Source organism: Bdellovibrio sp. HCB209, from assembly GCF_047306065.1.
In the GTDB taxonomy this organism is placed as follows: Bacteria; Bdellovibrionota; Bdellovibrionia; order Bdellovibrionales; family Bdellovibrionaceae; genus Bdellovibrio.
On sequence record NZ_CP178618.1, the window covers coordinates 2,770,905 to 2,796,681 of the forward strand.

At 44.8% G+C, this 25,777-nt stretch carries 20 protein-coding genes; 7 read left to right on the forward strand and 13 right to left on the reverse strand.

From position 1 onward, the window contains the following. Positions 1 to 21: 21 nt before the first annotated feature. Positions 22 to 2,310: a vitamin B12-dependent ribonucleotide reductase gene (locus ACLVWP_RS13500; RefSeq protein WP_413557941.1), complete on the reverse strand. Its 2,289-nt coding sequence runs from the start codon at positions 2,308 to 2,310 to the stop codon at positions 22 to 24. Between the two features lie 211 nt (positions 2,311 to 2,521). Here ACLVWP_RS13500 and ACLVWP_RS13505 point away from each other — a divergent pair, with 211 nt between their 5' ends. The 5 genes from ACLVWP_RS13505 (at position 2,522) to ACLVWP_RS13525 (ending at position 7,768) form a co-directional block, all read left to right on the forward strand. Further along, positions 2,522 to 4,297: a hypothetical protein gene (locus ACLVWP_RS13505; protein WP_413557943.1), complete on the forward strand. Its 1,776-nt coding sequence runs from the start codon at positions 2,522 to 2,524 to the stop codon at positions 4,295 to 4,297. A gap of 44 nt (positions 4,298 to 4,341) precedes the next feature. Then, positions 4,342 to 5,541 carry a cysteine desulfurase family protein gene (locus tag ACLVWP_RS13510; protein WP_413557944.1) on the forward strand — a complete coding sequence of 400 codons (1,200 nt, stop codon included), beginning with the start codon at positions 4,342 to 4,344 and terminating at the stop codon, positions 5,539 to 5,541. 106 nt (positions 5,542 to 5,647) lie between these two features. Then, the gene (locus ACLVWP_RS13515) at positions 5,648 to 5,974 is read left to right on the forward strand and encodes a HesB/IscA family protein (RefSeq protein ID WP_413557945.1); all 327 of its coding nucleotides are present in this window, start codon (positions 5,648 to 5,650) and stop codon (positions 5,972 to 5,974) included. A 160-nt stretch (positions 5,975 to 6,134) separates the two neighbouring features. After that, positions 6,135 to 6,515: a hypothetical protein gene (locus ACLVWP_RS13520; protein ID WP_413557946.1), complete on the forward strand. Its 381-nt coding sequence runs from the start codon at positions 6,135 to 6,137 to the stop codon at positions 6,513 to 6,515. Beyond that, positions 6,515 to 7,768 carry a response regulator gene (locus tag ACLVWP_RS13525; protein ID WP_413557947.1) on the forward strand — a complete coding sequence of 418 codons (1,254 nt, stop codon included), beginning with the start codon at positions 6,515 to 6,517 and terminating at the stop codon, positions 7,766 to 7,768. Before ACLVWP_RS13520 ends, ACLVWP_RS13525 begins: the two co-directional genes overlap by 1 nt. Position 7,769: 1 nt before the next feature. Here ACLVWP_RS13525 and ACLVWP_RS13530 read toward each other — a convergent pair whose 3' ends face one another. The 11 genes from ACLVWP_RS13530 to ACLVWP_RS13580 all read right to left on the reverse strand — a co-directional run bounded on the left by ACLVWP_RS13530 (position 7,770) and on the right by ACLVWP_RS13580 (position 22,252). After that, entirely contained in the window at positions 7,770 to 8,591 is an 822-nt protein-coding gene (locus ACLVWP_RS13530; protein WP_413557948.1) for an alpha/beta fold hydrolase, read from the reverse strand. Between the two features lie 98 nt (positions 8,592 to 8,689). Beyond that, positions 8,690 to 9,553: a 2Fe-2S iron-sulfur cluster-binding protein gene (locus tag ACLVWP_RS13535; protein WP_413557950.1), complete on the reverse strand. Its 864-nt coding sequence runs from the start codon at positions 9,551 to 9,553 to the stop codon at positions 8,690 to 8,692. 62 nt (positions 9,554 to 9,615) lie between these two features. Continuing rightward, positions 9,616 to 10,851 carry a tyrosine--tRNA ligase gene (tyrS, locus tag ACLVWP_RS13540; protein WP_413557952.1) on the reverse strand — a complete coding sequence of 412 codons (1,236 nt, stop codon included), beginning with the start codon at positions 10,849 to 10,851 and terminating at the stop codon, positions 9,616 to 9,618. Next, the gene (gene rny / locus ACLVWP_RS13545) at positions 10,851 to 12,416 is read right to left on the reverse strand and encodes a ribonuclease Y (protein ID WP_413557953.1); all 1,566 of its coding nucleotides are present in this window, start codon (positions 12,414 to 12,416) and stop codon (positions 10,851 to 10,853) included. The genes tyrS and rny overlap by 1 nt, the downstream gene beginning before the upstream one ends. A 23-nt stretch (positions 12,417 to 12,439) precedes the next feature. Continuing rightward, on the reverse strand, positions 12,440 to 13,003 hold the full coding sequence (locus ACLVWP_RS13550; RefSeq protein ID WP_413557955.1) for a 5-formyltetrahydrofolate cyclo-ligase: 564 nt from the start codon (positions 13,001 to 13,003) through the stop codon (positions 12,440 to 12,442). Between the two features lie 27 nt (positions 13,004 to 13,030). After that, positions 13,031 to 13,339 (reverse strand): cell division protein ZapA, encoded by a 309-nt coding sequence (locus ACLVWP_RS13555; protein ID WP_413557957.1) that lies wholly within the window; start codon positions 13,337 to 13,339, stop codon positions 13,031 to 13,033. Between the two features lie 110 nt (positions 13,340 to 13,449). After that, positions 13,450 to 14,058: a hypothetical protein gene (locus ACLVWP_RS13560; protein ID WP_413557958.1), complete on the reverse strand. Its 609-nt coding sequence runs from the start codon at positions 14,056 to 14,058 to the stop codon at positions 13,450 to 13,452. Positions 14,059 to 14,114: 56 nt separating this feature from the next. Then, positions 14,115 to 15,929, reverse strand: a complete 1,815-nt coding sequence (locus ACLVWP_RS13565) for a L,D-transpeptidase family protein (protein WP_413557960.1) — start codon at positions 15,927 to 15,929, stop codon at positions 14,115 to 14,117. 176 nt (positions 15,930 to 16,105) lie between these two features. Next, complete coding sequence (locus ACLVWP_RS13570) at positions 16,106 to 16,414, reverse strand: hypothetical protein (RefSeq protein WP_413557962.1); 309 nt, start codon at positions 16,412 to 16,414, stop codon at positions 16,106 to 16,108. A 1-nt stretch (position 16,415) separates the two neighbouring features. Then, positions 16,416 to 20,327, reverse strand: coding sequence for an RHS repeat domain-containing protein (locus ACLVWP_RS13575; protein WP_413557964.1), 3,912 nt, complete (start codon positions 20,325 to 20,327; stop codon positions 16,416 to 16,418). Positions 20,328 to 20,539: 212 nt separating this feature from the next. After that, positions 20,540 to 22,252 carry a hypothetical protein gene (locus ACLVWP_RS13580; protein ID WP_413557965.1) on the reverse strand — a complete coding sequence of 571 codons (1,713 nt, stop codon included), beginning with the start codon at positions 22,250 to 22,252 and terminating at the stop codon, positions 20,540 to 20,542. 124 nt (positions 22,253 to 22,376) lie between these two features. Between ACLVWP_RS13580 and ACLVWP_RS13585 the strand changes: the two genes are divergently transcribed. Beyond that, positions 22,377 to 23,861 carry a hypothetical protein gene (locus ACLVWP_RS13585; protein ID WP_413557967.1) on the forward strand — a complete coding sequence of 495 codons (1,485 nt, stop codon included), beginning with the start codon at positions 22,377 to 22,379 and terminating at the stop codon, positions 23,859 to 23,861. 2 nt (positions 23,862 to 23,863) lie between these two features. Then, a complete protein-coding gene (locus tag ACLVWP_RS13590; protein ID WP_413557969.1) occupies positions 23,864 to 24,556 on the forward strand; it encodes an NAD(P)H-binding protein in 693 nt (230 codons plus the stop codon). On the opposite strand, the gene ftsY is transcribed toward ACLVWP_RS13590, so the two are convergent. Beyond that, positions 24,536 to 25,708 (reverse strand): signal recognition particle-docking protein FtsY, encoded by a 1,173-nt coding sequence (gene ftsY, locus ACLVWP_RS13595; protein WP_413557970.1) that lies wholly within the window; start codon positions 25,706 to 25,708, stop codon positions 24,536 to 24,538. The genes ACLVWP_RS13590 and ftsY overlap by 21 nt on opposite strands. Positions 25,709 to 25,777: the final 69 nt, after the last annotated feature.

The window sequence follows — 25,777 nt, forward strand, 5'->3', positions numbered from 1 at the left end:
CAAAAGTCGGCAACGGCCGGATCAGGAGCAGCCTACAGTGGTTCCGCAATTGGGGCAACGATAGCACCCACTCGTAAGCACCGTGTCGCTCCCACATTCAGGGCATTTCATAGTGAATTTGGGGACAGAATCCCCTGGCGCGGTCTTTTTCTTAATATTCAGCGGCTGACTAAGCTTACTTCCATCCCGGTAAACCGCCACAGCCTTGACTCCCAGCTGCCAAGCTAAGAAGTAAATACGACTGATATCATCCTCAGATGCCGAATTCGGCAGGTTCACGGTTTTTGAAATCGCACCGCTAATAAACGGTTGAACCGCCGCCATCATTTTCACATGGCTTTCAGGTGAGAGCACTCGTCCGCCTGGGGCCGCATTTGCACAATCGAATACAGCCAAGTGTTCTTGCTTAAATTCTGGGCAACCCACGAAAGTGTTATGCTCGGCAATGTAACTCAGGATTGATTCAATCTGTGTGTCTTCGTAATCCAAAACACGAAGTGCGGGCTTCACCGATTGGTTGACGATTTGAATTTCTCCGCCGCCCACCAATTTTTTAAACTTGATCAACGAAAAATCTGGTTCGATCCCCGTCGTATCACAATCCATCAACAAACCGATAGTGCCCGTCGGCGCCACCACTGTTGCTTGGGAATTTCTAAATCCATATTTGCCACCGTTAAATACAACGGCCTTCCACAAATTGCGAGCGGCTTTATCTAACCCCTCTGGCAAATGCTTCCAAGAAATTTTATCCAAAGCTTTCTCGTGCATCTTCATCACATTAAGCATCGGTGCACGGTTCTTTTTAAAACCAGTGAAGGTACCTTTCGCGCGAGCCATTTCGGCACTCGTAAGATAAGCCACACCCGTCATCAACGAAGTGATCGCCCCTGCCCAAGCGCGTCCCTCATCGCTATCGTAAGGTATGCCTTTTCTCATTAACAAACTACCTAAGTTCGCAAAGCCCAAACCTAAAGGACGATAGTCATGGGAATTCTGTGCAATTTGTTGCGTCGGATAACTGGAATAGTCCACCAACACTTCTTGCGCGATAAACAACGTGCGCGCCGTGTGAATGAAGGATTCAAAATCAAAACTGCCATCAGGATTTAGGAATTTAACCAAATTAATCGAAGCCAGGTTACAAGCAGAGTCATCAAGGAACATGTATTCCGAGCATGGGTTGCTTGAACGAATTTCTGCCGAGTTCGGGCATGTGTGCCACATGTTGATCGTATCATGAAACTGAATCCCTGGATCCGCACACATCCAAGCCGCATGAGTGATTTTGTTCCAGACATCGGCGGCGGGAACTTCGCGAATGACTTTCTGATCCAATCGCGCCAGTAATTTCCACGGCTTTTTTGCCTGCACAGATTTCATAAACTGATCTGTGACTCTGACAGAGTTATTTGCATTCTGCCCTGATACCGTTTTGTAGGCTTCGCCCTCAAAATCAGAGCTTAAACCAGCTTCAATCAAAAGCTTGGCTTTGTGCTCTTCGTTCATTTTCCAATCAATAAAGTCTATGACTTCCGGATGATCGATGTCGACAACGACCATCTTAGCTGCACGACGAGTGGTTCCGCCGGACTTGATGGCTCCCGCTCCCCGATCTAGGACTTCAAGAAACGAAATCAATCCCGAACTATGCCCACCGGAATTTAAGGGCTCATACTTACTACGCAAGGTTGAAAAGTTACTGCCCGTTCCGGACCCGTACTTAAACAAACGAGCTTCGTTTTTAGCCAGCTCAAAAATTCCATCAATCGAGTCATGCACACTTTGAATAAAACAAGCCGAGCACTGCGGTCTTTCATAGGCGTTTTTGGTTTGCTGAATGGATTTCTTTTTCTCATCCCATGCATAGTGTTCACTTGGAGAATTAATTTTATACGACTCAAACAATCCGGCATTAAACCAAACGGGGCTATTAAAAGCCGCGCGCTGAGACAGCAAAATGAATTTGAGCTCTCTCGCAAAAACATCGACGTCTTTTTTTGTTTTGAAGTACCCGCCCTGTTTGCTTGCAGAGCCAGAAATAGCCTTCACAACTCGCTCTACCATTTGACGAATAGATTTTTCGTGCTTTGTTTTGGGCACGCCGGATTTACGGAAATACTTTGACGCTGCAATCTCCACAGCAAGTTGCGACCAGCTTTCCGGTGCTTCGACACCTTTCATCTGAAAAAAGATTTCTCCTTGGCGATTCTTGATTTCGCAGTTGATCTTTTTCCACTTCAACAGGTTCTCTGGATTTTTGTTGCCGGTAACAAAATAGCTGGTGCTGTGCAGAGTTTGTTTTTTCATACAAGTATTGTAGGAGAGTTCCCCTCTAAGATAACTAGGAATACGACACCTGTACTAAGGGCGAGTTTGCCTCTCGAACATGCATTCTATAACTGGACTCAGTTTGATTACTCTTTTGCAATAAGGAACACAATCCGCATCAATCCCCTGTTTATTTAGAATGGAGTCGCCGTAAAGAATATAACTCACAATTTTTTAACAGGAACGTTACATGGAACAACAGACCGAGAAGCGCAAGCTGCTGATCATCAAGTCGCATCCACAAAGCCTAGGACCTGTTGAAGGATTTTTAAAAAATCGTGATTGGGAAATCAAAAGTACCCACAATCTTAAAGAGGCGATGATTCATCTGGTGCAACACCAACCACAATTTGTGATGGTGAGTATCGATCATCCCAACAAAAAAGTTCGCAACCTTCCCAAAGTATTAAGCCAAGCCTTTCCCGTTTGTGTGATTGCATTTGCAGAACATTCCACACCTGCCTCTGTCAAAGTTCTGAATGACTGTAGTTCTGGCTATGCGATTTATCATCCCATCACCGGCCCTGCTGTTGAGCGAATGGTTAATAAATATCACAAAGACCAATCAGCCAACCCTGGTGCCTTAGGTGCACAAAGAACTTGGGAGAGTGGCAATGGACCGGGCTCAGGTGTGATCGCAATTCGCGGTGGCGAAGGCGGACCGGATACAGCCAACGCATCCACACAAAATTTTTTAGCTAACTTAATGGGAGCACTGGAAAGCAACTCCACCAGCGGCACTTTTGTTCCAATGACGCCAGGAAATGTCGACGGCTCTTCAGCTATCGTACAACCGGGCATGGCGGGATATATTCCACCATCTCAGCAAGATCCTAATAGCAACGGTTTTGCCGCTGGAGGAACTAGCGGTCTCAATGGCACCGATGCAACGGGCGGTCCCATCGGTGGCTTTGATCCCAGTTTTTTAGGTACTGGGAACTCTCACCAAAATGGAAACCACAATTCGATGACTGGTGGGTTCGGAAGCAATGATCCGCAATTCACAGGTGGTTCTGCAGGCAATCAACACAATCCCCACGGAAATGGCCATAACGGTTTTAATCCCAACAATCCTTTTGGGCAAAACGGAGAAGGCAATTTTCAACCTTCGAAATCTGGTTCCTCCAATCCTTACGAGCCCAACTATGAATCCTACGGTGATTCCAGAAGCAATCCCACTCGCGGTAAAAAGAATGATCCTAGCTGGGGACCTTCTGAAATTTCTCGTCGAGATAATCTCAAAGAGATTGCCGACGAAGTTGCAAATGACCCAGGCTCTTTAATTCTAAAAGGGACACGCGAGGCCATGGAAAAAGCCTGCGTGATTACGGATAAAAAACACGAAGTCAGACACGCAACAAACGTCGCCTGCATCTTGGTGGAATCCGGTCGCTTCTCTGGATACCTGGTGGCAGCGATGGCTCAGCATATTACCATTGATATTCAATTCATCGATAAAATCCGCACTCGCCTTTTCAAATTCCTCAGCGACAATGGCGAGAATTTGGAAAACAACGGCACCATGCCAATTCGAATCAAGCAGGTTCCCTTCACCGCGTGGGCGGTAGATCATGCTGAGTTCCTTAGGAAGTCTGTGCACGAAGGAAACGAAGTCGCCATGGCGTTCTTTCCGCGAGCTGACCTTAAAGCAGATCTCAAAGACTCCCCTGACGAAGAAATGGCCGCAGTACAAATTCATGAGATGAAATCTGACGTCGTCGTGGACTTCAATGTCTACGTCCATCTGCCGCGCAACAACCGCTACGTTCTCTATACTCCAGAGGGCGGTGTCTTTTTGAATGAGCAGAAAAACCGCCTTATGAATCAGGGCATCACACATCTCCACATTTTACGCATGGAGCTTGTGAATTTAGATAAGTACCGTGCCCAAAACTATTTAAACGATAAGATCGACGAGTTCGAAGCACAGCAAGATGCTGTGCTTAAGAAAACTAAGGCGTCCTAGGATTCTGCTTGACCCGCTCCCACCGCCGTTATTAGCTGTTTGCCATGGAAATGATTCAGCTAAGCACGACACCGGCTCCAACGACCGACTCTGGACTGTATTTCGATTACAACGCTACGACGCCCGTGGATCCACAGGTGTATGCCGCGATGGAACCTTACTTCAGACAACACTTCGGAAATCCCGCAAGTGCTGCTCATCACTGGGGTTGGGCCGCAGAAAATGCTGTGCAAAAAGCACGTATGCAAGTGGCATCTTTCATCGGAGCTAAAGCTTCTGAAGTCACGTTCACTTCCAGCGCTACTGAATCCAACAATTGGGTGATCTTTGGTTTGCTTACAAAACTTCGTGAGCAAAATCCCAACGGTCCTATTCACTACATCACTAGCTGTATCGAACACGGCTCCATGCTGAAAGGCATGCAAGCGGCGCAAAAACAAGGTGTCGAGGTCGACTTCCTACCTGTGAATAAGTATGGCCAAGTGGAGATGGAAACTCTTCGCAACGCTATCAAGCCACACACTAAGTTGATCAGCTTGATTTGGATTAACAACGAAATCGGCAGTATCAATCCGATCCTTGAAGCTGCAAAGTTGGCGAAAGAAAAACAAATCCTTTTCCACACAGATGCGACTCAATCGATTGCGAAACTTCCGATCAATGTAACTGAAATGGGTATTGATCTGATGTCCATTTCTGCACACAAATACTACGGTCCGAAGGGCGCTGGCGCTTTATTCATTCGCTCTAAAGATCCGCAAGTTCAGTTAGATCCTTTGATCTATGGTGGCGGCCAAGAAAAAGGCTTACGCTCAGGAACACTGAATGTTCCTGCGATTGTCGGTATGGGTGTCGCTTCTGAACTTTGCAAAAACAATCTGGCGAATGAATGTGCTCACATGACTGAACTCAGAAATCTTTTCTGGCAAAAGTTGCAGACGGCTATTCCAGGAATTCGTCTGAACGGTCATCCGACAGAACGCTCCCCTGTTAATTTGAATGTGACTTTACCCGGAATTAAGATCGAATCGATCACTTCCAAAATTCAAAAATTGGGGATCAGCACGGGTTCGGCTTGCAGCTCTGGCTCCATGACGATCAGTACTGTGCTTAAGGGAATTGGTATGTCCCCTGAAGAAGCCCAATGCACTTTCAGAATCAGCATTGGCCGTTGGACCACTGAAAACGACATTCAACGTGCGGTGGAGATCCTTAGCGGCGCCATCCCATCCAAAAATATATAATATTTTCAGTATTTTACGCGAGTCCCAACGGGGTTGGATTCAAGCCTCCCCAGGGACCGCGGACTGTGTTACACTGCTTGGGAATTAATCTCTCAGGAGTTCTTGTATGATCAACATTTCCCCAGAAGCTGCTCAAAAAATTGCTGCGTTAAAAAAAGATGATGGCAAAGATGAATCGGCATTTTTGCGTGTGGAAGTGAAAAAAGGCGGCTGCTCTGGCTTGTCTTACAAAATGGATTTTCATACAGAGGCTCGTGAGGGCGATAAGTTCTTTGAATCAAACGGCCAAAAGATCGCAGTTGATGCGAACTCCATGCTTTACATCTTGGGTATGACTTTGGAGTACTCCGGTGGCTTGAATGGTAAAGGTTTCGTCTTCAATAATCCCAACGCGACAAAACACTGCGGTTGCGGCTCTAGCTTCAACGTTTAGAGATAAGAATTACCTCATAACTTCCGTTGGAAACACTGGCCTTTTCATTGCAGAAAGGCCATTTTTTAGACCTACATGTGTATTGTAGGACGTCCAGAACTCTTGAAGTCTTCATTCACCAATTAGGTGTTCTGTCCCCTGACAGCTTATAATTTACGGTATGAGCCGTAACTTCCTTGAAATCCATAGTCTGCAAAATCTAACAACAGAATTTGAGCTGATCAAAAATCTGAAGGCACGTCCTTTGGAAGTTTTGGAGTATGGAGACAAGTCCTTCACTATCGAAGCGGCTCCTCGCATGTGTGGGTTGGGAACGATCCTCCATATCGAAGGTAAGTTCCATATCGCGGGCCTGGAATCTGATTTCTTAGCGACGGGTAAAGTTGCAGTGAGCTCTCCCTTAGAGGACGGCAAGCTTGCAAAATACACTGTCGAACTTCACCGCTTTGATAAAGGTCTCTGGGAAAAATTCCTTGAAGCCAACATGCAATCACAACTGAATACCGAAATGCTCTTTAGAGCGATGAGAGATCTCGACTAATGAAAAATCTCACAGCCCTTATCGTCGACAGTTCACCGTCTTACACGAACCTTATCTCCTCTGCTTTGCTGGAGATCGGTTTGCAAAGTGAGAACATCATGACGACAAAAAGATATGTGGGAGCTCGTGAATTTATCAATGATAAGAAGCCACAGCTTTTAATCACAGAGTTTCAAGTGGACTCGAAGTTTGGTTTGGAGTTGGTGTCCCTGCACACGGCGAATAGTCCGAACAATATCTCTGTTATCATGACTCACAATAACTCGAGCTCCTCTATTGCAGAGGCAGCTGAAGAGTTAGTAGATGACTATATCGTAAAGCCCTTCCAAAGCGGAACTCTTTCAAGTCGTCTGCGCAACCTGATTGATCGCAAACTAAATCCCAGCGAATACATCAAACACATTCGTGAAGGAAAACAGGCTCTTTTTGATGGTCAGCTGAAAAACGCTGAATACCAATTTACCGCAGCCCTTCAACACCAAGAAAAGCCGACTCTAGCGCATTACTATTTGGGATACACGAAGTTCAAAGAAACAGAATACCAATTCGCCAACGATGAGTTTGTGAAGGGCCTTAGTATGCAGCCTTTGCACTATCGCTGCCTGACTGGGAAGTTTGACACTTATTACGAGCAAAAAGATTATAACAACGCCTACACAGTTGCGAATACCATCATCGAGAACTACCCGATTGGACCAAAACGTCTTGGTCAATTATTCATCGCTGCTGTTTTTTCCGGAAAGCTCGATGAGGTTCCACACTACTTCCAATTATTTGCTCAGCTTGATCACAAGACTCCAGAGCTTCGTCATGTCTTCTCTGCCGCTTTATTCACAGCGGGTCGTTCTAACCTGAACAACAAAGATTTGGGTAAAGCAGTTGAGTGTTTTGAACTTGGTGTACAGGTTTTGGGACCGGAAGTGGAATACATTTCTAAAGTCGTCAAAGTCCTACTACGTGGTGATGCCCAGGCAGTAAACCAGGCTGCAAGATTCCTTCAGCAGTTCCCATCAAATCAAGTTGGCAGCAAAGAATACGAAAACCTTTACTTCCTGTTCAACTGCAAGACTTTGCCTTTATCCAAAGTAATTGATCAAGGGCGCAAGATGGCTGCGAATAATCGCATGGATGCTGAAAGCTATGAGACCTTTATTCGCCTGCTTAAAAACGACAATAAGCTGGTCTTAGCTGAAGACATCACTGAACGCTATCAACGTGCTTATCCGAAACAGCCCACAGGTGTGAAAGCTTAATCTACTTTGCGATTTTCTTCTCGGAAGATTCTCTGAGAAATTCCTGAATATGGTGAGCGACTAATTCTGGTTTGGATTTAATCGCCAAATGTCCCGCGCCTTCAAGTACAACCAAGTCTTCACAACCTAGGTGGTTTGCGAACTTTTTGTAGGCTTCTTGATTAAACAGCAAATCACTTTGATCAAATATCAAACGGCACTCGCCGCGATAATTGAAAAGCTTCTTATTCCAATAATTCCAATCCTCAGAACGCAAGATCCATGAAAAATGATGAATCAGATGAGCCACGAATTGCAGCTTTCTGCCCTTCAATCTTTCTAGGGAGATCTCCCCTCCGCTTCTTTCATCTCTGAAAATCTGTGCGGCACGCTTTAAAAACGAATGCCCCATCGGAGTCGATAGCATCAGGTAAATACTTTTCAGATTTAAAGGTATCGAGAAAAAGAACTTCAATTCCTTCGGCAGAAAGTTCTTAACTGGATCTGTGACCATCGGGTTGATCAAGGCCATCTTTTGTACCAAGTGTGGATGCTGAGTTGCCAGCGCCCAGCTAAGTGCTCCACCATAACTAAGTCCCGCCACATGCACACGCTCATTGGGGAAATGATCACCAATGAACTTGGCTAAGACTTCGACTTGAACGGTAAAGAACAACTTATCACTGCTAAGATAAAGATGAGTCAGATTGGGAACGATCACGCGGTATTTCGCCTCAAGGGCTGAAGCCACCCCTTCCCAATGGTGAACGCTTCCTCCGTAACCGTGAAGAAGAATCAATGTTGGCCCCTGGCCGCGTTCTCGGAAAGTGATCTTGTGAGACATTCTTGAAACTTATCGGTCTCTATCAAATGTCATGCACTAGACCTTCAGCCAATTAGTTAACAATTGGTGAAGATCTGTACTCTTTGGGTGAGGCAAACCTATTGCTTAGGCTTGCCTTGATTTGGATTCTGCTGATTTTGTGGGCGTTGCTGTTGCTGCTGACCTTGCTGAGGCTGTTGTTGTTTGCCCTGCTGTTGGTTTTGCTGCTTCGGCTGATTGTGCTGGCGATTTTGGTTCTGGTTCTGATTTTGACCGCCGCCTTTAGCTTTCTGCTGATTTTGATTCTGCTTCTGCTGGTTTTGGCCTTGGTTTTGATTCTGACCAGAGTTCTGCTTCGCCTGCTGTTGGTTTCTGTTCTGTTGCTGACCGCCACCTTGTTTTTGATTTTGGTGTTGGCCTTGCTTTTGTCTTTGCTGATTCTGGTTTTGGTTCTGCTGTCTATTCTGTTGCTTTTGCTGATTTTGGTGCTGATGTCTTTGCTGCTGCTGTTGTTGTTGTGGTTTGTCTCCGCCTACAGCAGTTTCAGTGGCACCTTCAGCCGATGCATTCGCAGAAGCTTGTGGCGCACTTTCATCAGGCTTAGCATCCAACAACATCGTGTCGTTCACAGCTTTAGATTCCATTTGTTTATTTGTACGGAATCCTCTGATTTTCTTAGTTTGGTTTTCTGCGCGTTCTACTTGCTCTGTCAAATCCACTGTCACGTCACCGAAACAACGAACTTGGCAGCTTAAACGACGACCGTCGATAAAGTAGCTGGTACCGATCAGGCTTAGCTCAGCTTTACCTGGAGGCAGAACATTGTTGTCACCCTCTTTGATACGCACACGGCATTCCGCACAGCTTGGTACACCTTTACAGATAGAACGGATCTCAAGATGATTCTCCGTCGCGATCTGCAAAAGGGACTTATCAGGAGTTCCCTCGACCTCGATATTTTGCGGAAGAAATTTAATTTTCATACTGAAAATCCTCAATGGTGCCAGGCACCTTTTACTTCACACACCGCATTCGCGGCATGTTCTTACACTAACTTCACTTTCGCGAATTTTGTCTTGCTGCCTTTAACGACTTTTCCGTCGATATCAGCTGCCGCAAGCTTTGCTTTCGCGTCTGTGATTTTTTTGCCGTCGATTTGTACGGCGCCACCTTGAACCATGCGGTTGCCTTCACTATTAGAAGCCGCAAAGCCCAACTTAACTAACAACTGAGCAACACCAAGGCCGTCAGCTGGGATATCATTTTTTGCAATTTCAACGGTCGCAATGTCGTCAGGAAGACCTTTATCGACAAAGATACGATTGAATTCATCTTCCGCCCCTTGCGCTGCTTCTGCAGAGTGGAAACGTTTGATGATGAATTTTGCCAATTCAACTTTAACTGTGCGTGGATGTTTCACTTTATTGGCAACGTCTTGTTTCAACTGTTCAAGCTCAGCCGCAGTGATGTCCGTCAAAAGTTCGTACCAACGATACATTAAATCGTCAGAAATCTTCATCGTCTTACCGAACATGTCTTTAGGAGTATCAACAACCGAGATATAGTTATCCAAAGACTTAGACATCTTATTAACGCCGTCGATACCTTCAAGGATCGGCATCGTCAAAACACACTGAGGTTCTTGACCGTAAGCCGTTTGCATTGAGCGTCCTACCAGAAGATTGAACTTCTGATCCGTACCACCCAACTCTACGTCTGCTTTCAATGCCACAGAGTCATAACCTTGAGTCAATGGATACAAGAACTCATGAATCGCGATCGGCGTACCAGCACGGTAACGTTTCGTGAAATCATCACGTTCAAGCATTTGCGCCACAGTATATTGTGCCGCCATTTTGATGAACTCACCCGGAGTCATCTTGCCAATCCAAGACGAGTTGTAAACGATCTCTGTCTTGTTCGGATCTAGGATTTTGAAAATTTGTTTTGCGTAAGTACGACCGTTTTCTTCGATCTCTTCACGAGAAAGAACCGGACGAGTCGTGCTCTTACCAGTCGGATCACCGATAGTCGCTGTAAAGTCCCCGATCAAAAAGATCACATGGTGACCTAGATCCTGGAACGTTTTCAATTTATTGATAACAACCGTGTGACCAATATGAATATCTGGACGAGTCGGATCTGCACCCAATTTAATACGAAGCGGCGTGTTCGTTTCTTTAGAACGCTTTAACTTCTTTAGCATCTCTTCATCATTGATGAATTCAGCGACACCAAATTTAATTCTCTCTAACTGTTCTTTAGGATCTAAGAAACTCATTAGCGTGCATGCTCCACAGATCTTGTTTCACGAACCACGGTAACTTTGATTTGGCCCGCTTGAGGAACTTCGCGTTCGATCTTACGAGCGATATCACGAGACAACATCACCGCTTGGTCATCAGTTACTTTCGCTGATTCAACCAAGACGCGAACGTCTTTACCCGCTTGCAAAGCCAACGTTTTCAAAACGCCGTCAAAGCTGTTACCGATAGATTCAAGGTCTTCCAAACGGTGGATGAATGAATCCATTTGCGGACGACGTGCACCTGGGCGCGCGCTCGACAAGATGTAAGCCGCGTGAACAATCCAAGCCAAGATCGAATGAGGTTTTTCCTCTTCGTCATGGGAGCGGATCGCGTGACATACGTCTTCAGATTCAGAATATTTTTTAGCGGCTTCAGCGCCCACCGTTGCATAGCTGCCTTCAGCAGTATGATCGATGGCTTTACCGATATTGTGTAGCAAACCTGCACGACGTGCGAGTTTCACACTCACGCCCAACTCACCCGCAAGAAGACCTGCGATGTTGGCAACTTCTAAAGCTTGGTTCAAAGCATTTTGGCCTTGGTAGTTACGGTATTTCAAACCACCGATGATTTTGATTAGCTCTGGGTGCATGTTTGCGATACCCAATTCCATCACGTGGCGTTCGCCCTCTTCTTTGATGGATTTCATAAGCTCATTACGTTGCTTCTCTACAACCTCTTCGATACGTGCTGGATGGACACGACCGTCCTCCATCAACTTTTCGATAGTTCTGCGAGCTAGTTCACGGCGAACTGGATCGAAACCAGAAATAACCACTGCCTCAGGAGTATCGTCGACGATCAAGTCCACGCCACAGTGTGCTTCCAAAGTTCTGATGTTACGACCCTCACGACCGATGATTTTACCTTTCATCTCGTCGTTCGGAAGCGCCAATACGCTGACAGTTCTTTCAGAAGTGAACTCAGAAGCGAAACGAGACAACGCTGTTGCCAAGATACGCTTAGCTTTAACTTCAGATTCTTTTTGAGCTTGCTCTTCGATTTGTGTGATTTTTTTAGAAGCTTCGATTTTTGCTTCTTCTTCGATTGCAGATAGCAACTGACGTTTTGCTTCGTCCTGAGACATTCCTGCAACAGATTCCAACTTCAGTTTCAACTCGCCAATTTGTGATTCGCCTTTTTTCTCAAGCTCTTTCACACGGTTTTCAGAGATCGCGATTTTTTCTTCGCGGTCTTTCAATGTGTTCAATTGGCGTTCGTTTTCTTCCATCTTTTGTTTGAATTGCTGTTCGATTTCTTTCAAACGGCGATCCAACTGAGACTCTTTATTTTTCAACGTAGAGTTTTGCTTGTGAATATCAGCTTCCACGTTTTTGCGGGCGCGACCTTCGAAATCCTTAGCGCGAGTTTCAGAATCTTTTTTGATCTTAGCTGCTTCAGACTTAGCCTTGTTAACGATACGCTCTGCCTCAACACGAGCAGACTTCTTGCTGTTGTTATCCTGGATGCGTTTCACCATGAAAACAGCGACACCGCCCAAAATTAAACAGATAATGGCTGTGATTAAAATTTCCATTTCTTCCTTACTCCTAAAAAGTCCTAGTGGACTTCAAACTGCTGGCAAACCTTGATCCCCGACTCGGTAATGATGAAATCCATTTTCTCATCATGCGGTTCCATGGGGATGGTCTGTTCTGAAATTTGAAAATCAAAACAGACACCAACCTTGATTCCTTTAAAGTGAGCGAGGGTTTTGTCATAAAACCCCTTACCCTTACCAAGGCGATTGCCATTCTTATTAAAAACTAAACCTGGGATCAGCAGACCGTGAATGCGGTTAAGATCAATGATAGCGGAATTGGGATCAGGTTCCAAAACGCCAAAGGCGCCCTGGCTAAAACCTGATGCAAAACAAAACTCAAGTTCGCTTCCCTTTACTCGAGGGAAAACCCAGTCGATATCTTGGATTTGGAAAACCTCGTCCACGCTGGGTTCTTGAGCTAGAGCGCGATAAGCACCCCAACATCCGTTCTGCTTAGACATAAAGTCCTGCAGAAATACATTCAACTGCTGCTGGTTTTGAACAAGACCTTGCGCGAACTCTTGGGCGCAAAGAGATTTATAAAAGGAACGACATTCCTGTTTAGAGCTCCAAGAGGGCATGGGCACTCCAAGAGAGTTACATCAAAGTTAGTTGTTCAAAACCTTGTTGTTCTTGGAGTTTTCAAGTTCCAAAGAAAGCTGCATCGTTTTTTCCTCGAGCTTGTCGAGTTCACGTTGGGCTTTTCTTTTCAAAAGGATGAGTTCTTCTGCAACATTCATCGCTGTCAAAACAGCGGCGTTTTGGAAGGAACCGTTTTTAGTAACGGCCATAGCTTGAGTCATTTTGTTATTAACAAAGTCGACGAGTTCCTGAACCGTGGCATCGTCGTGTGAGGACTTAAGTTTGTACGGGACTCCTGCAATGAGGAAATTAAAGTTCTTTTTCTCAGCAGTCACCGTGTCTCCTCTATCAATCGCTAATGGGCTAAACCTTTTAAAACTCTAGAAAAATTCCTAGAACAACACTACAAAAAGTATAGCTATAACGGATAGCGCTATTCAACAGATTATTTCTTAGTGCAAGTGCAAATAATCCCCAGCTGTGGCTCGCTACTGCAAGACAGACTGCGCTTTCGCGAAGGTCCCTCTAAGCTGTACTCGATCACCTCTCGGAAGTTACGTTTGTAAGTGGAACTCACTCCATTCAGCTTTGTGTCATGATAGGAGTAGACGTCGCTTTTGATGGTCGCATTCAACAGGAAGTTGTTAATGATCTCTTGCTTGGGATTGATGCGCTGATTCTTAGTAAGTGCTAAATCTGTAAGCACTCCATCATCACTCACCTTCTGCAAAACCAACTCGGTCTTTTGCTTTTTGGGTGACGACTCTTGGGTCTTCAGGATGAGGTTCATCGACTCTTTGTCTGCATCCAGATAAGAGATCTTTCTTTGACGCAGTTGCGAGCGCACGGTCACAAACTTCTCGTCCGCGATTTCCTTAAGCTTGGTCAAATTCACTTTGAACGCCAAACTGTCATCCTTGAGTTCCGGGAAACACTTCACAACATTTTCATAAGAAATGGAAACAGGAGTCGTCGACGCCACCGGCGACGGCGATGAAAGCTGAGCTTGCGCCCCCACAGACCACAAAAAAACAAAAGGGATGATTTGGTTCATCCCTTTATCGAAACATAGATTTTGTGTTTGGCCAAATTTATTCCACCGAGGTCGGCTTAGAAGTCACCACGAGCTGCTGCATCTGCCAAGGCTTGAACCAATTTGGGATCTTGCTCGTACGGATCGTCCGCGAAGCGAGCTTTGCCATCTGGAGTTTGATCTGCCGTTAGATAGATCAAGTAAACTGGCATCGAGTATTTCATCGAAATCCATTTTGTTTGGAACGTCTTCGATGTGTCATTTTCACTCGCCGGAACCAAGCTCTTAATATCACCAGGCGAAGTTTTCATGAAAGGTTTCAAGTATTCAGCCAAAACCAACGGCTTTTCCAAACGAATACATCCAGAACTTCCGTGACGGTTTTCCTGCTGAAACAATTCTCTTTCGTTCGTATCATGCATGTAGATCAACTCACCTGCTTGCAATTCGAACTTCACAACACCTAATGCATTCATGTAACCAGGTTTTTGCACGATTTGATAACCGCCATCACCATTTTGGAATTCATCAGGATTAAAAGTGTTCCAGTCAATTGTCTCTGACGGAACGATCTTACCGTACTTTTTCAAATACATATTATGTTCATTTAAATAGTTTGCGTTTTGCTTCAACAGAGGAAGCTTATCTACGCGAGCCAAATTTTCAGGCACTGTCCAATCTGGATTTAGGATAACTCTTTTAATAGCATCGATACGGATAGGCGATTGTCTGACACCTCTGCCATTCACAGTTTTAAATTTCAGCGCTTCTTTATAGATATACCCACGCTTGTTCTCATCAGCGGAAATTTCGTAAAGTTTAAATTCGGTCATTGCTAAATTGACGAAAATTTCTTTGGAGCTTGGATTTCTTGGCAACCAACGAAGGCGTTCCATATTAATCGCTACATGCTGCATACGTTGACTGATCGGCATGTTTAAATAGCGAAGAACCTTCGATACATTTGCGCCAACTTCACCGTCTGGAGTTAAGTTGTTCATTGTTTGAAATGAAACCAAGGCATTTTTCAAATCACTGTCAAATTCATCACTTTGCAAATTTTGAGTTGGGTACCCATAAAAAGCTAAACGCTGACGAAGCTCAGGGATAATCGCATGTCTCAATGTTGGCGACTGCAACTTTAAAGTGACACCCGGAGATTCGATCTTTTTCCAGTTCCCCTTGTAAAGTTGTTCTTTGATCAATTTCACATTAAGTGCAGACAGACCTTTGTAAGCGGGATTACTTGGTGCAAAGCGATCCATACGAGCGGAAAGCTCCGACGGATTTGCCGCCAAAGCATTGGCTAAAGCCACATAAGATTGAGCTGTGATCACACGAGGACCCATTTTGATATTTGGATCGACGCCTCTTGGATCAAAACGACCTGTTAGTAGATGTTGTGCATATTTCAAGAAAGCTTCAGTCGCTAGGATTTCAAAATAAAGCGGCTCAAACTGACTTTTGCGATCCCAGATGTTCTCCATTGTCGGAGTCCAATAGTTCCAAGAAATATAGTTCGCTTTACCATTCGGTTCAGTCATGAATTCAGCTGGCAAACCATGGCGGTAAGCCGTCAAAAGCATTGTTCTTAGGCTTTGCACATTCGGGTTCATCGTTTGCGATACGGGATCAACCCAGATAGGCTGCATGTTACGTTGCTCGTAAAGCTTTTGGATTTTATCAAAATGAAGTCCTACCAAACGAGGATCGCCGCCTTGATTGTTTAAGACTTGCTGAATGCTTGAGGTTGAAACTTTTGAACCGACTTGCGCGTTGCCGAACAACGGAAACAGCAAAAAGATCCCGATGATGATCAAAACGATTTCGTTACTGCTGATAAAGTCTTTAAGTTTCATAGGAACCTCACTCAATTCAATAACTTCCAACATCTATGCCATCCAGGCTCAAATACATTGGAAATAGGCTCATTCACAGAGTGAGGTAACAAATAGGGGCAACACCTGCCAGAGAATTGACTGTCTCAAAATGAGACTCTCTCCTTTTAGAAAATAAAAAAGGAGTAGTCACACCTACTCCCTCAACAAATTACTAAGATAAACCCAAGCTAAACCTTAAAAAACCAAACCACATCGCCCAAGTCTGGATCACGATTTAACTTTCGCCATTCGGAGTCAATTCGTTCGATGATTTCTTCCGAAGTGCCTTTCCATTTTTTAATAACGCCATCATGTATTTCTCCAGCGATCATAGATTTTTCATCAAGAAGCTCCCTAATTACTTCCAGAATCGCCGCCTTTTTTACTTCCGGGCCACCTTGATAAAGTTGATTTGCTAAAACCCATACTTCCCAAAGACCAACATCATCATCATCTAAGCTCAATAAAAATTCATTCTTCAGCAATTTAATATTCATATCATTCAAACTTTATTTTAATTTTCATATTTCCGCCAATATTAATATCTATCGTCGGAACACCTTTTGATGACGTCTCTCTCAATCCCACTGTCGTCTTGTCCGGAAACTCCATCATTTTTCCCGGATACCCTTGCTTAGACACTGGTTTTCCCCCAGCACCTTTGCATAGGACTTCATACATTTCTTCCGCAGCTTTCAAGCCACCTTTTAAAACTCGAATTCCCGATTGCCCTTTTTCTCCAATCCATTTTCCAGCTGGTTTCAGCACTTTAATAATTGCCGTTCCTGCCGCCATCCCAACGACAGCCCCACCACCTGAACCACCCCCGCCACCGCCAATTGTATTGTTATCGATAGTATTGCCAGGTTTATTTTTACTGTATCCCTCTGTATCTACCCAATTGACAGGATCATTTTCTACATATCCAAAAAGATTCGCATCCCCGCCTTCGAAATTGATCGGATCCTTTGCAGTCCATCTCCCAATCTCCGGATCGTAGTCACGCACTCCAAATCTCACTAGTTGAGTGTGATCATCATAAAGTCCGCCAGCAAATCCAAACGGAATTAAACCTGGGTTCGTGTCCTCGATCACTCGACCAAACTCATCGTGATCCATTCTTTGCAAAATACTTCCGTCAGATACTTTTACAACAAGACGCAAAGATCCCAATTGATCAGAGATTATTCGATAACTTTCGCCTCCCATAATCATGTAATCTGGAATATTGGCTTTAGATCCATACACGAACCGTTTAGTGATAAAGCCGCCAGCGTCCATTTCCGCTGCGATACGATATTGATCCATGTAGATCCAATACTTTTGAACGACGCCGTTTACTTTCTTACCAACTCTTCTGTTAATTGCATCAATGGAGTAATTGATAACCGTGCCGCCGGGCAGATCAACTTGTTTCAAATTACCGAAAACGTCATATTCATATTGAACCGTCTGAGACGTTGTAGAATTTGTTTTCGTTTCAATAACTCCATCTGCGTTATATGTAAACGATAGAGTATTATATGTTAATAACCGATCTTGATCGTCATAAGTGGCCGAAGTTCCTTGAACTCCAACATTGCCGCCATTGCGATTAGAGTTTGAATCATAGATATAATTACTGACAATAGAGGAGTTCTTACTGACTTGACCCAACCTTCCAGAAACATCAAAAACATATTCATAGTCACTGGAAACTGCATTCATGACCTGTGACTTTCCATTAATACGCCCAATACCATCCCGTGCGAGATCAAGCTCATAGATCACCGTCGAACCGAAGGACGCTTGATATCCTGTGACTTCACCAAATGTGTTATATGTATAACTGTCCGTAACTATCGAAGAGCCACTTCCTATCTCCGTACCTGTCAACTGTCCATTCGGAGTATTGTAATTCAACGTGATAGCTCCGGCAGTTTTCAGCTTCTCGTCGCTGTCATATGTATATGAAATGGTCGAATCATTGCCACCCGATGGGCCGTAGCTTAATACCTGCTCCGTCAATGGTAGCTCTGTAGCAGTATACGACGTATAGAATCTTCCGAAATATGCACCAATATTGTAGTATGTTCCGCTCAATTGATTACCAAACCAGTACAGACTCAAGTTACCTGACGGATAGGTGATATAAGTTGGTTGCTGAATAGTGGTATCAACATTAAATGAGTAATTTCCTGAGCTCGTACTTAAACCACTTATTACTCCATTGCTCGTAATATTTCTATTAATGTACTTCCCGCTGGGGAAAGTAACATCCGTGAGTTGCTTATCGAGGTTATAACTGAAGACCGTGTTCACAGTTGAAACTCCAGACAGTGCTGGCGGATTGTAGCTACCAACGAGCCCATGTGAATTCAACGTAAAGCTGTGAGGTGGCTTGCCTGATGGGGTGATGCCAGTTAAGTTGCCCGCCCCATCATAAGAATACACTGCATATCTACTATCAGGCTGAATGACAGAATAGATTCGATTCGCACCATCATAAACAAATGAAGTAACTTGAGACAATGGGTTAGAAATACTTTGAAGCAGATCATTTGAGTTATAGCTAAAAGTTGTGGTTCGTGCCCCTTGGACAATCGAAGTTAATTTTTCGTTTGTATAATTAAAGCTAACTTGCTCTTGGTTCCCATGCTTGGAGGAAACCAATCGCTCATAGTCATCAATTACGGATTCTGACGTCACTCCTCCACCGGATGTAGTCGTAAACTTCTTTAATACCGGATCATAGACGGTGTTCATAGAAGTAGCTGTCCCACTTAAGTTAGATCCAATACTCAAAGAGGTAATTGAGAACGGATTACTAGGGTCTGAAAGGGTATGTGCTCTAGTAAACTCCACTGTACGACTTCCGCCATTCATTGCTGCCTCATATCTCGGAACTCTCACCATACTTCCAAATCTGGGATCATCTATTACCGCCCAAGTTCTTCTGGTTGGCCCAGTATAGGAAGATCGATCAGTTGAAGTGCCATATGAAACGTAGGAGTCACCTGAGCTCTGTCCATTTGCTCTATAATGAGTTCTCGAAAGATTTCCATTCGCATCAACATTCGAATTTATGCGATCAACTCGCCCCATAACGCTCGTCACATATGTATCGTTACTGGATGACGAGTTTAAGTCTCTTACGATTTGAAAGAAGTATCCCCCAGAATGACTATCTTGAGTTAGCAACCCATCACCATTGTATGTAAATGTACTTGTTTCCATGTTCGGTTTTTGAAAAGTCTGCATAAGCCCCTGAGAACCGTAATACGTCATCACGTAGGACTCCGAGAGAGAGTTGGTAAAACCAGAAACAAAGCCATTTGAGTCCAAGCTCACCGAAGTGATTTGCAAATTCGGTGCTGTAATAGATGTCAACTCACCGGAAAGATTTCTATTGAAAGTGGTGGTCTTGGCAAATGGATCGGAGATGGATAGTAATCTCCCAGAAGAATCATAGGAGAATGTTAAAACCGTCGTGCCTAGCATCGAGGTTTTTGTGTATACGTGACGTCCATTTAGATCAAAAATATAAACTTCAGACCCATTCACATCCGCAACATATAGATAACTTGAGCCAAATGGTTTAGCTTCAACATCTACAGCACTTCCGGTGGCATAATAAAGCCTTTTGCCAGCCACATCATAATAGCGCAAAACGCTAGGTAACCAACCACCTACTCCAAATTGATTTGCATCAAAATGAGCAAGTTTTACGGGGTGAGTTTTCGTAAAAGACCCAGACGGCAGAGTTTCAGTAAATAAAACTTCAAATGATTCTGATCCGATCTTCACTGTATTGGTGGCATCATATCCATTCCATAAGTACTCGTACCACTGATCCGCCACCAAGCTAGAATATGTAGCCGTATCTATTGTAGTACCGCCTCTTTTCGTTTCAATGCTAAATGTCTGAGCATAAGTACTTGCCGTACTCGGAGTTATTCTGAACTTAATTTTCAAATCCTTGGAATAACCACTTTGGAATCCTGAGTGATAGTACAGCGAGAATGGTACGCCTGCGAGCTGAACCTCCTCCGCTAAAGTTTGTGACTCAACCCCAACAATTGAACCAGTCTTTTCAACAGGACCGGAGGCAGCACAAGAGCCTGCAGGATTAGTCGGCACTCCTCTTTCGGGGGCCACTGGCGTACTGGCACATCGGCTATCCACCAATAGGAACTGATATGCAATTCCATATGGAGGATTCGGCCCAGTATGGGTGATTTGACAATAATAGCCACCACTCATGAATATTACAGTTGGAATGTTACAAACCCCACCCCAACACCCGGCCTGAAGAGCGCATTGAGTATGAGCATCGCTAATTGCCTGCGCTCTATTTTGTTCACAGGATTGCCCATACGAAGCGTTCGATACAAAATTAAAAGCAAGCAAAGTAAATATGAAGATACGCATACGTCCTCCAGCTATTTCAACACCTAGATTATCGTATATAAATATAATTAGCTTTAGACTTAAAATGAGATTGATCGAATTGAATCAAAAGCATCTAAACTGCATTGAATATTAGTAGCATTAATTTTAACTGTTCTTTGTTTTTAGATATCGCGATGAAACAAAACAAAGGCCAGCAGTTAAGATCACGTAACTTCTGGCCTAACATTAGATTACCGACGAGTTCCCGTCTGAAGGAAGCGAACCACATCAATATCCGGAGGATTCGCGATTCCTACTCCCGGTTTCGGGCCTGTTAACTCCCCGAGGGAGTAATCCATGCGAGCGTCGTAAGTGCGCTCGTACTGATAGCGCAACCAGCGTTCAGCGTTGTACCACGCGCGCTTGTTCGCGTTATCAGGACACGACGCTAACTCTCCTGAAGACTTAGCGCCCCAGCGAAGTTCGGCGCAGTGATACGGGTCGAAGCTCATGTCGAAAACTCTTTGGCGGGCTTGTTCTAAATTCAGTGTGATCAATTGTCCCGAAGAATTCGTGTAACCGAATTTACATGCATTCGATTCACGTTGGTAAATTGCTAGCAAATCTCCGCGCAGGTTGTTGCCACGATACACGATCGTCGGATCTCCGACTTGATGACGTTGAACCATGCTGCGAGTTTGTGCGAGCAAGTTCATAAACGACACTTTCAAACGTGCATCCCGTGACGGAGAAGCAAATTGCTCCCACTCCCCTGTTGTTCCGAAAATATTTTGTGGCAGTCTTTCGGGATGAGCCTTGTTCTGAACACCCGAACGCAAGGCCACGTTCACTGCCTCCACGCGGTCGACGATGTTCACGCACAAATCCTGAACCATGCTCTGCATGTCTGCTAGCGGATCGATCTTAAGCTCACCGTTCGCCATCATGATGCGCAGGTATTCGTAATAATCCACCGTGCGACCATTATAGACGAACTTGCCTTGGTTCCATTTTCCATCAGGATCGGGTTGATTTCCGTAAAACTGCTCAAGCGAGTAATAAGGCAAAGTGTTGTTCTTAGCGCCGACTACACGCCCCCCGATATAAGCGCCACTGGAATCGCGTTTAGCTCCTGTCAAAGTCAACGGACGGAAATTTTTGAAGCCCGCACCTTGATACGGATTGCTGCGCTCGAATTTTGGATTGTACATCCCAGAGGTCAACGTATTGTCTGGATGGGAATCTATATAATAGATACGACCATCCGTCGTGATTTTGTAAACCACTGCCACATGCCCATTGGGATCGTAAATGATCGTCCCTGGGCGAATGCTATAGCGAGTGATCTTAACTGGATAGAAATCCGCATACATCTTGCCGTCTTCAGTTCCCATCATACGGAAAGTGGCAGACAACGTTGTATTGGTGATAGTCCCATTCAATAACGACACGGCATTGGGATAGCGTGATGCTAAAATTCCAAAACCATAATCAAAATCTTCGATATTGTAGATAAAGGCACTGCGGTTGCGACCATTCCCCGCGATCACATCAAAGCGACCTGTGACGTAATTCCCCTGAGGTGTATACCGAATGTCACCAGTATTTCCGGCAACAGGACGAGCGCTCACCCGACTTGCAACCGACATCGGGAGTCCGTTCTTCCACGCGAAGTAAGAGCGCAAATAGTAAGGCAAATCCGCGCAATCCGCATAATATGCGAGCCCTGAGGGGTCCGAAGAGTAATACGGGTTGGCATTACTGGTTAGACATCCTTTCACAGTGTCGCATTGACGATTTTCAACAGCGGCTCCAAGGCGTGCAACGAAGGCCGCGTAGTTCTCTTCATCTTGTTGTGACCATTGGGTTTTTGTGACTTTCCAATCACGGGCCGCATAGGGTGAAAACTGCGCCTGAGACAGGCCAGGCAGAAGTAAAAAGGCAAGGCCCAAAATCCATTTCATGAAACCTCCAGCGTGCCGCGGGGCACATTTACAATTTGCAGATTAGGAGTCGACCTCAATAAAGATTTGATATACGAAGACTCCGATTTGTAATTTATGCAATTGATTCGGGGGAGGACAATCCATGAAGGTATTATTTGGTAAAAGTCGCGTGAGCATGGCTTTCGCATTGCTAGTTGCCACTTTGACACTTAACGCATTTGCAGCTTCTCAAGCAAACGCCCAAGCGCAAATCTCTGCGGTCGCAAAAAACCAACTTGTTATCGGCAAAACATATTACATCGCTGCTGATAACTTGAATCTTCGCAGCTCTAATTCAACAGCAGCGGGCAACATCGTTGGCCAGTTGTCTATGAATGATGAAGTTGTTTTGGTGAGCGTATTAGATGAGGCGTCTCCGCTAGTTCAAATCAAATTGATCAAATCTAAATCAGTTCCAACAAACGTTGCTCCGCAATTGTTTGTTTCTAAAGACTACTTGTCTGACAAAGTTTATACAGTTCCAGTTTCAAAATACTTTGTGGTTCAAAACATAGCGACTGAAAAAACTCGTGTTTACGAACGTTGCACAACAACTCCAAACTGCCCTCACAAACTTGTTATGGAAACTGACACAGTTGTGGGTCGCAACGAAGAAGGCACTAAAACAGACCGTTATGCTTACATGACTTGGTTGGGTCACTCTCGTATCGCTTCATGGGTTAAGTTCTACTCTGACGGCGCACAAATGTACCCAAGCTGGTACACTGCTGGCCAAGATCTTAAAACGATTCCAAAACCAATTTCTAACAACTCATCTCGCGTGATCGGTTCTCGCAAGTGGTTGACTAAGAAAAATGGCAAAGACACTGTTTACGGTGCTTTCGGTTGGTACGCAGCTAAGCTTTCCCCTGCGGACGACATCAACGGCGTTAACAGCCAATGGATGCACGGAACTATCGGTTGGGGCGTTGACGGCTCTGACGCTATCGATATCACTCGTGGTTTCTTCATGAACATGTTCTCAAATCCTGGTTCTCATGGCTGCACTCGTTTGGAAAACCGCGCGATCGCTTACTTGCGTGAGACTTTGCCTGTAGGCACTGACATCTACCGTGTTTACGCTCGTGAATCGACTCGTGAACGCCAAGTGATCCTTTCTGACGATTCAGTGATCCCATTGACTCGTTATAAAAATGCTTACAACAACCCTCTTCGTTGGGATTACATCCTATTGACTGATGGTGCACAAAAATCTGGTGGCTTGAGTGCTGATGCAACAAACATCATCAACAAATCAATCCCAGTAATCCAAGGTCAAAACTTCCTTGAACAAGGTACTTACATGGTTGACCAATACCCAACAGCGACTCCGTTGAATTACAAAAATTCAGCAAGCTCTGGTAAATCTGGCGACCGTTATAAAATTGACTCTGGTAAATCTAAAGAGCCTACAAACTTCCGTGGTTACTTCTTGGTAGATGAAGGTCGCTTCATCGATTACCAACATCCAGATGCACGCGCAGTTAAAGGCAAAATCAAAGTAAGCGGTTTGATGGACTTCAGAACAACTGTTCCTGAATTCTTGAAAGCTACAGGCTATCACTTCCCGCCTAACATCACTTACTAAGAATGAATTTTCCGACTGACATTTGCATGACAGGCGCAACGGGGCTCGTGGGTAACGAGCTCCTTTTGCTTTTGGCGAACATCGATCACGTAGACCGCGTGACGGTTCTTTCCAGAAAACCCTTGGGTCGCTTCCCAGCTAAAATTGAAAACATCGTTTTAGATTTCGATAAGCTTGCTAACTACAGTGGCTCACTGAAAGCGCATACATTCGTTTGCTGTTTGGGAACAACAATCAAGGTTGCTGGCTCTCAAGAGGCCTTCCGCAAAGTCGACTATGACTATGTGATGGAGTTCGCTAAGATCGCTGAAAAAGCCCAAGCGCAAAAGTTTATGGTGATTTCTGCCATGGGTGCCAATGCGGAGTCCTCGGTATTTTATAATCGCGTAAAAGGCGAAATGGAGCGCGATCTTAGAAAGCTCTCCATCCCTCAGATCGAAGTTTTTAGACCATCATTACTGGTGGGAGAACGTAAAGAACACCGCACAGGAGAAGCTTTCGCTATTAAGCTTGCTCCCATCATGAATGCCCTGATGATTGGGCCTCTTAAAAAGTACAAAGCCATTGCTGCAAAAGATGTTGCAAAGGCAATGGCTCTGGCGGCTCTGAATTTTAATGCGGGACAATTCATTTACGAGTCTGACGAAATTCAAAGAATGTCAGACTCGATCAAATCAGACGTGAGCTTGGAATAAAGAATCCACGAACTCTTGCGCTGAGAATGTACGAAGATCCTGAATACGCTCGCCGACCCCGATCAATTTGATTGGGATTTGCAGCTCTTGCGCCAAACCGACAGCGACACCACCTTTGGCAGTTCCGTCCATCTTAGTCAAAACAGCCCCTGTTAATTCCAAAGCGTTGTGGAATTCTTTGGCTTGCATCAAAGCATTTTGGCCAGAGTTCGCATCCAATACGATCAAAGTTTCATGTGGAGCCTCAGGAATAACCTTCGTCATCACACGTTTCATCTTTTTGATCTCTTCCATTAGGTTTGCCTGAGTATGCAAGCGACCCGCTGTATCCACGATCACGACGTCGTAATTTTGAGACTTACCTTTGGCAACAGCATCAAACGCCACCGCACTTGGGTCTGTCACACCTTCTGGAGAAAAGATCTCTACCTGAGCGCGATCAGTCCAAACTTTCAATTGGCCACCAGCGGCCGCACGGAACGTATCCCCTGCCGCAACCAAGACCTTTTTACCCTCTGCCGCCAATTGCGCAGAGATCTTACCAATCGAAGTCGTTTTACCAGCACCGTTCACACCCACGATCATCAAAACCGTTGGACCTGAAGCTGCAAAGTTAATTTTAGAGAGAATACCTGCCGTTGGCGCAGAAGAGTGAGAACCAGCAAAGATGCTTTTGATTTCTTCTTTCAAAGTATCACGAACCGTATCGTAGTCCGCGCGCTCTTTACGAGATAGCTTGTCTTGCAAAGCCCCCATCAAGCGTTGAACTGTGATTGGACCTAAATCACTTGTATAAAGGATCTCTTCGATATCATCCAAGTGTTGAGAGCTATCACCTGATTTAAACAAGCTACGAATACGACCAAAAAGATTTTCTTCTGTTTTTCTAAGAGCATCAGCCAAATCAACAGCTGGCATATCAGAAACGATCTCACCCGTTGAATCGACGTGAGCTAGAACAGGTTCTTCCACTGCCATTGTTGGCATCTCGCGCTTCACTTCGTGAGTCAGCTGCTCTTGAGCCTCGATAGCTTTCTTTTCAGCACGAACACGTTTGATCACGCTAAAGAAGATAGCTGCGAAGATGATCGACAGCAGGAGTGCTACGAGTCCGAACAAGATTTCGATTTGATTTTCATGACCTGGTGACATCACTTCTCCTCTGAAAACGATGCCGATTTCTAACTTACTTTTGCTGGACTGTGAACTCTCTAGACCTTA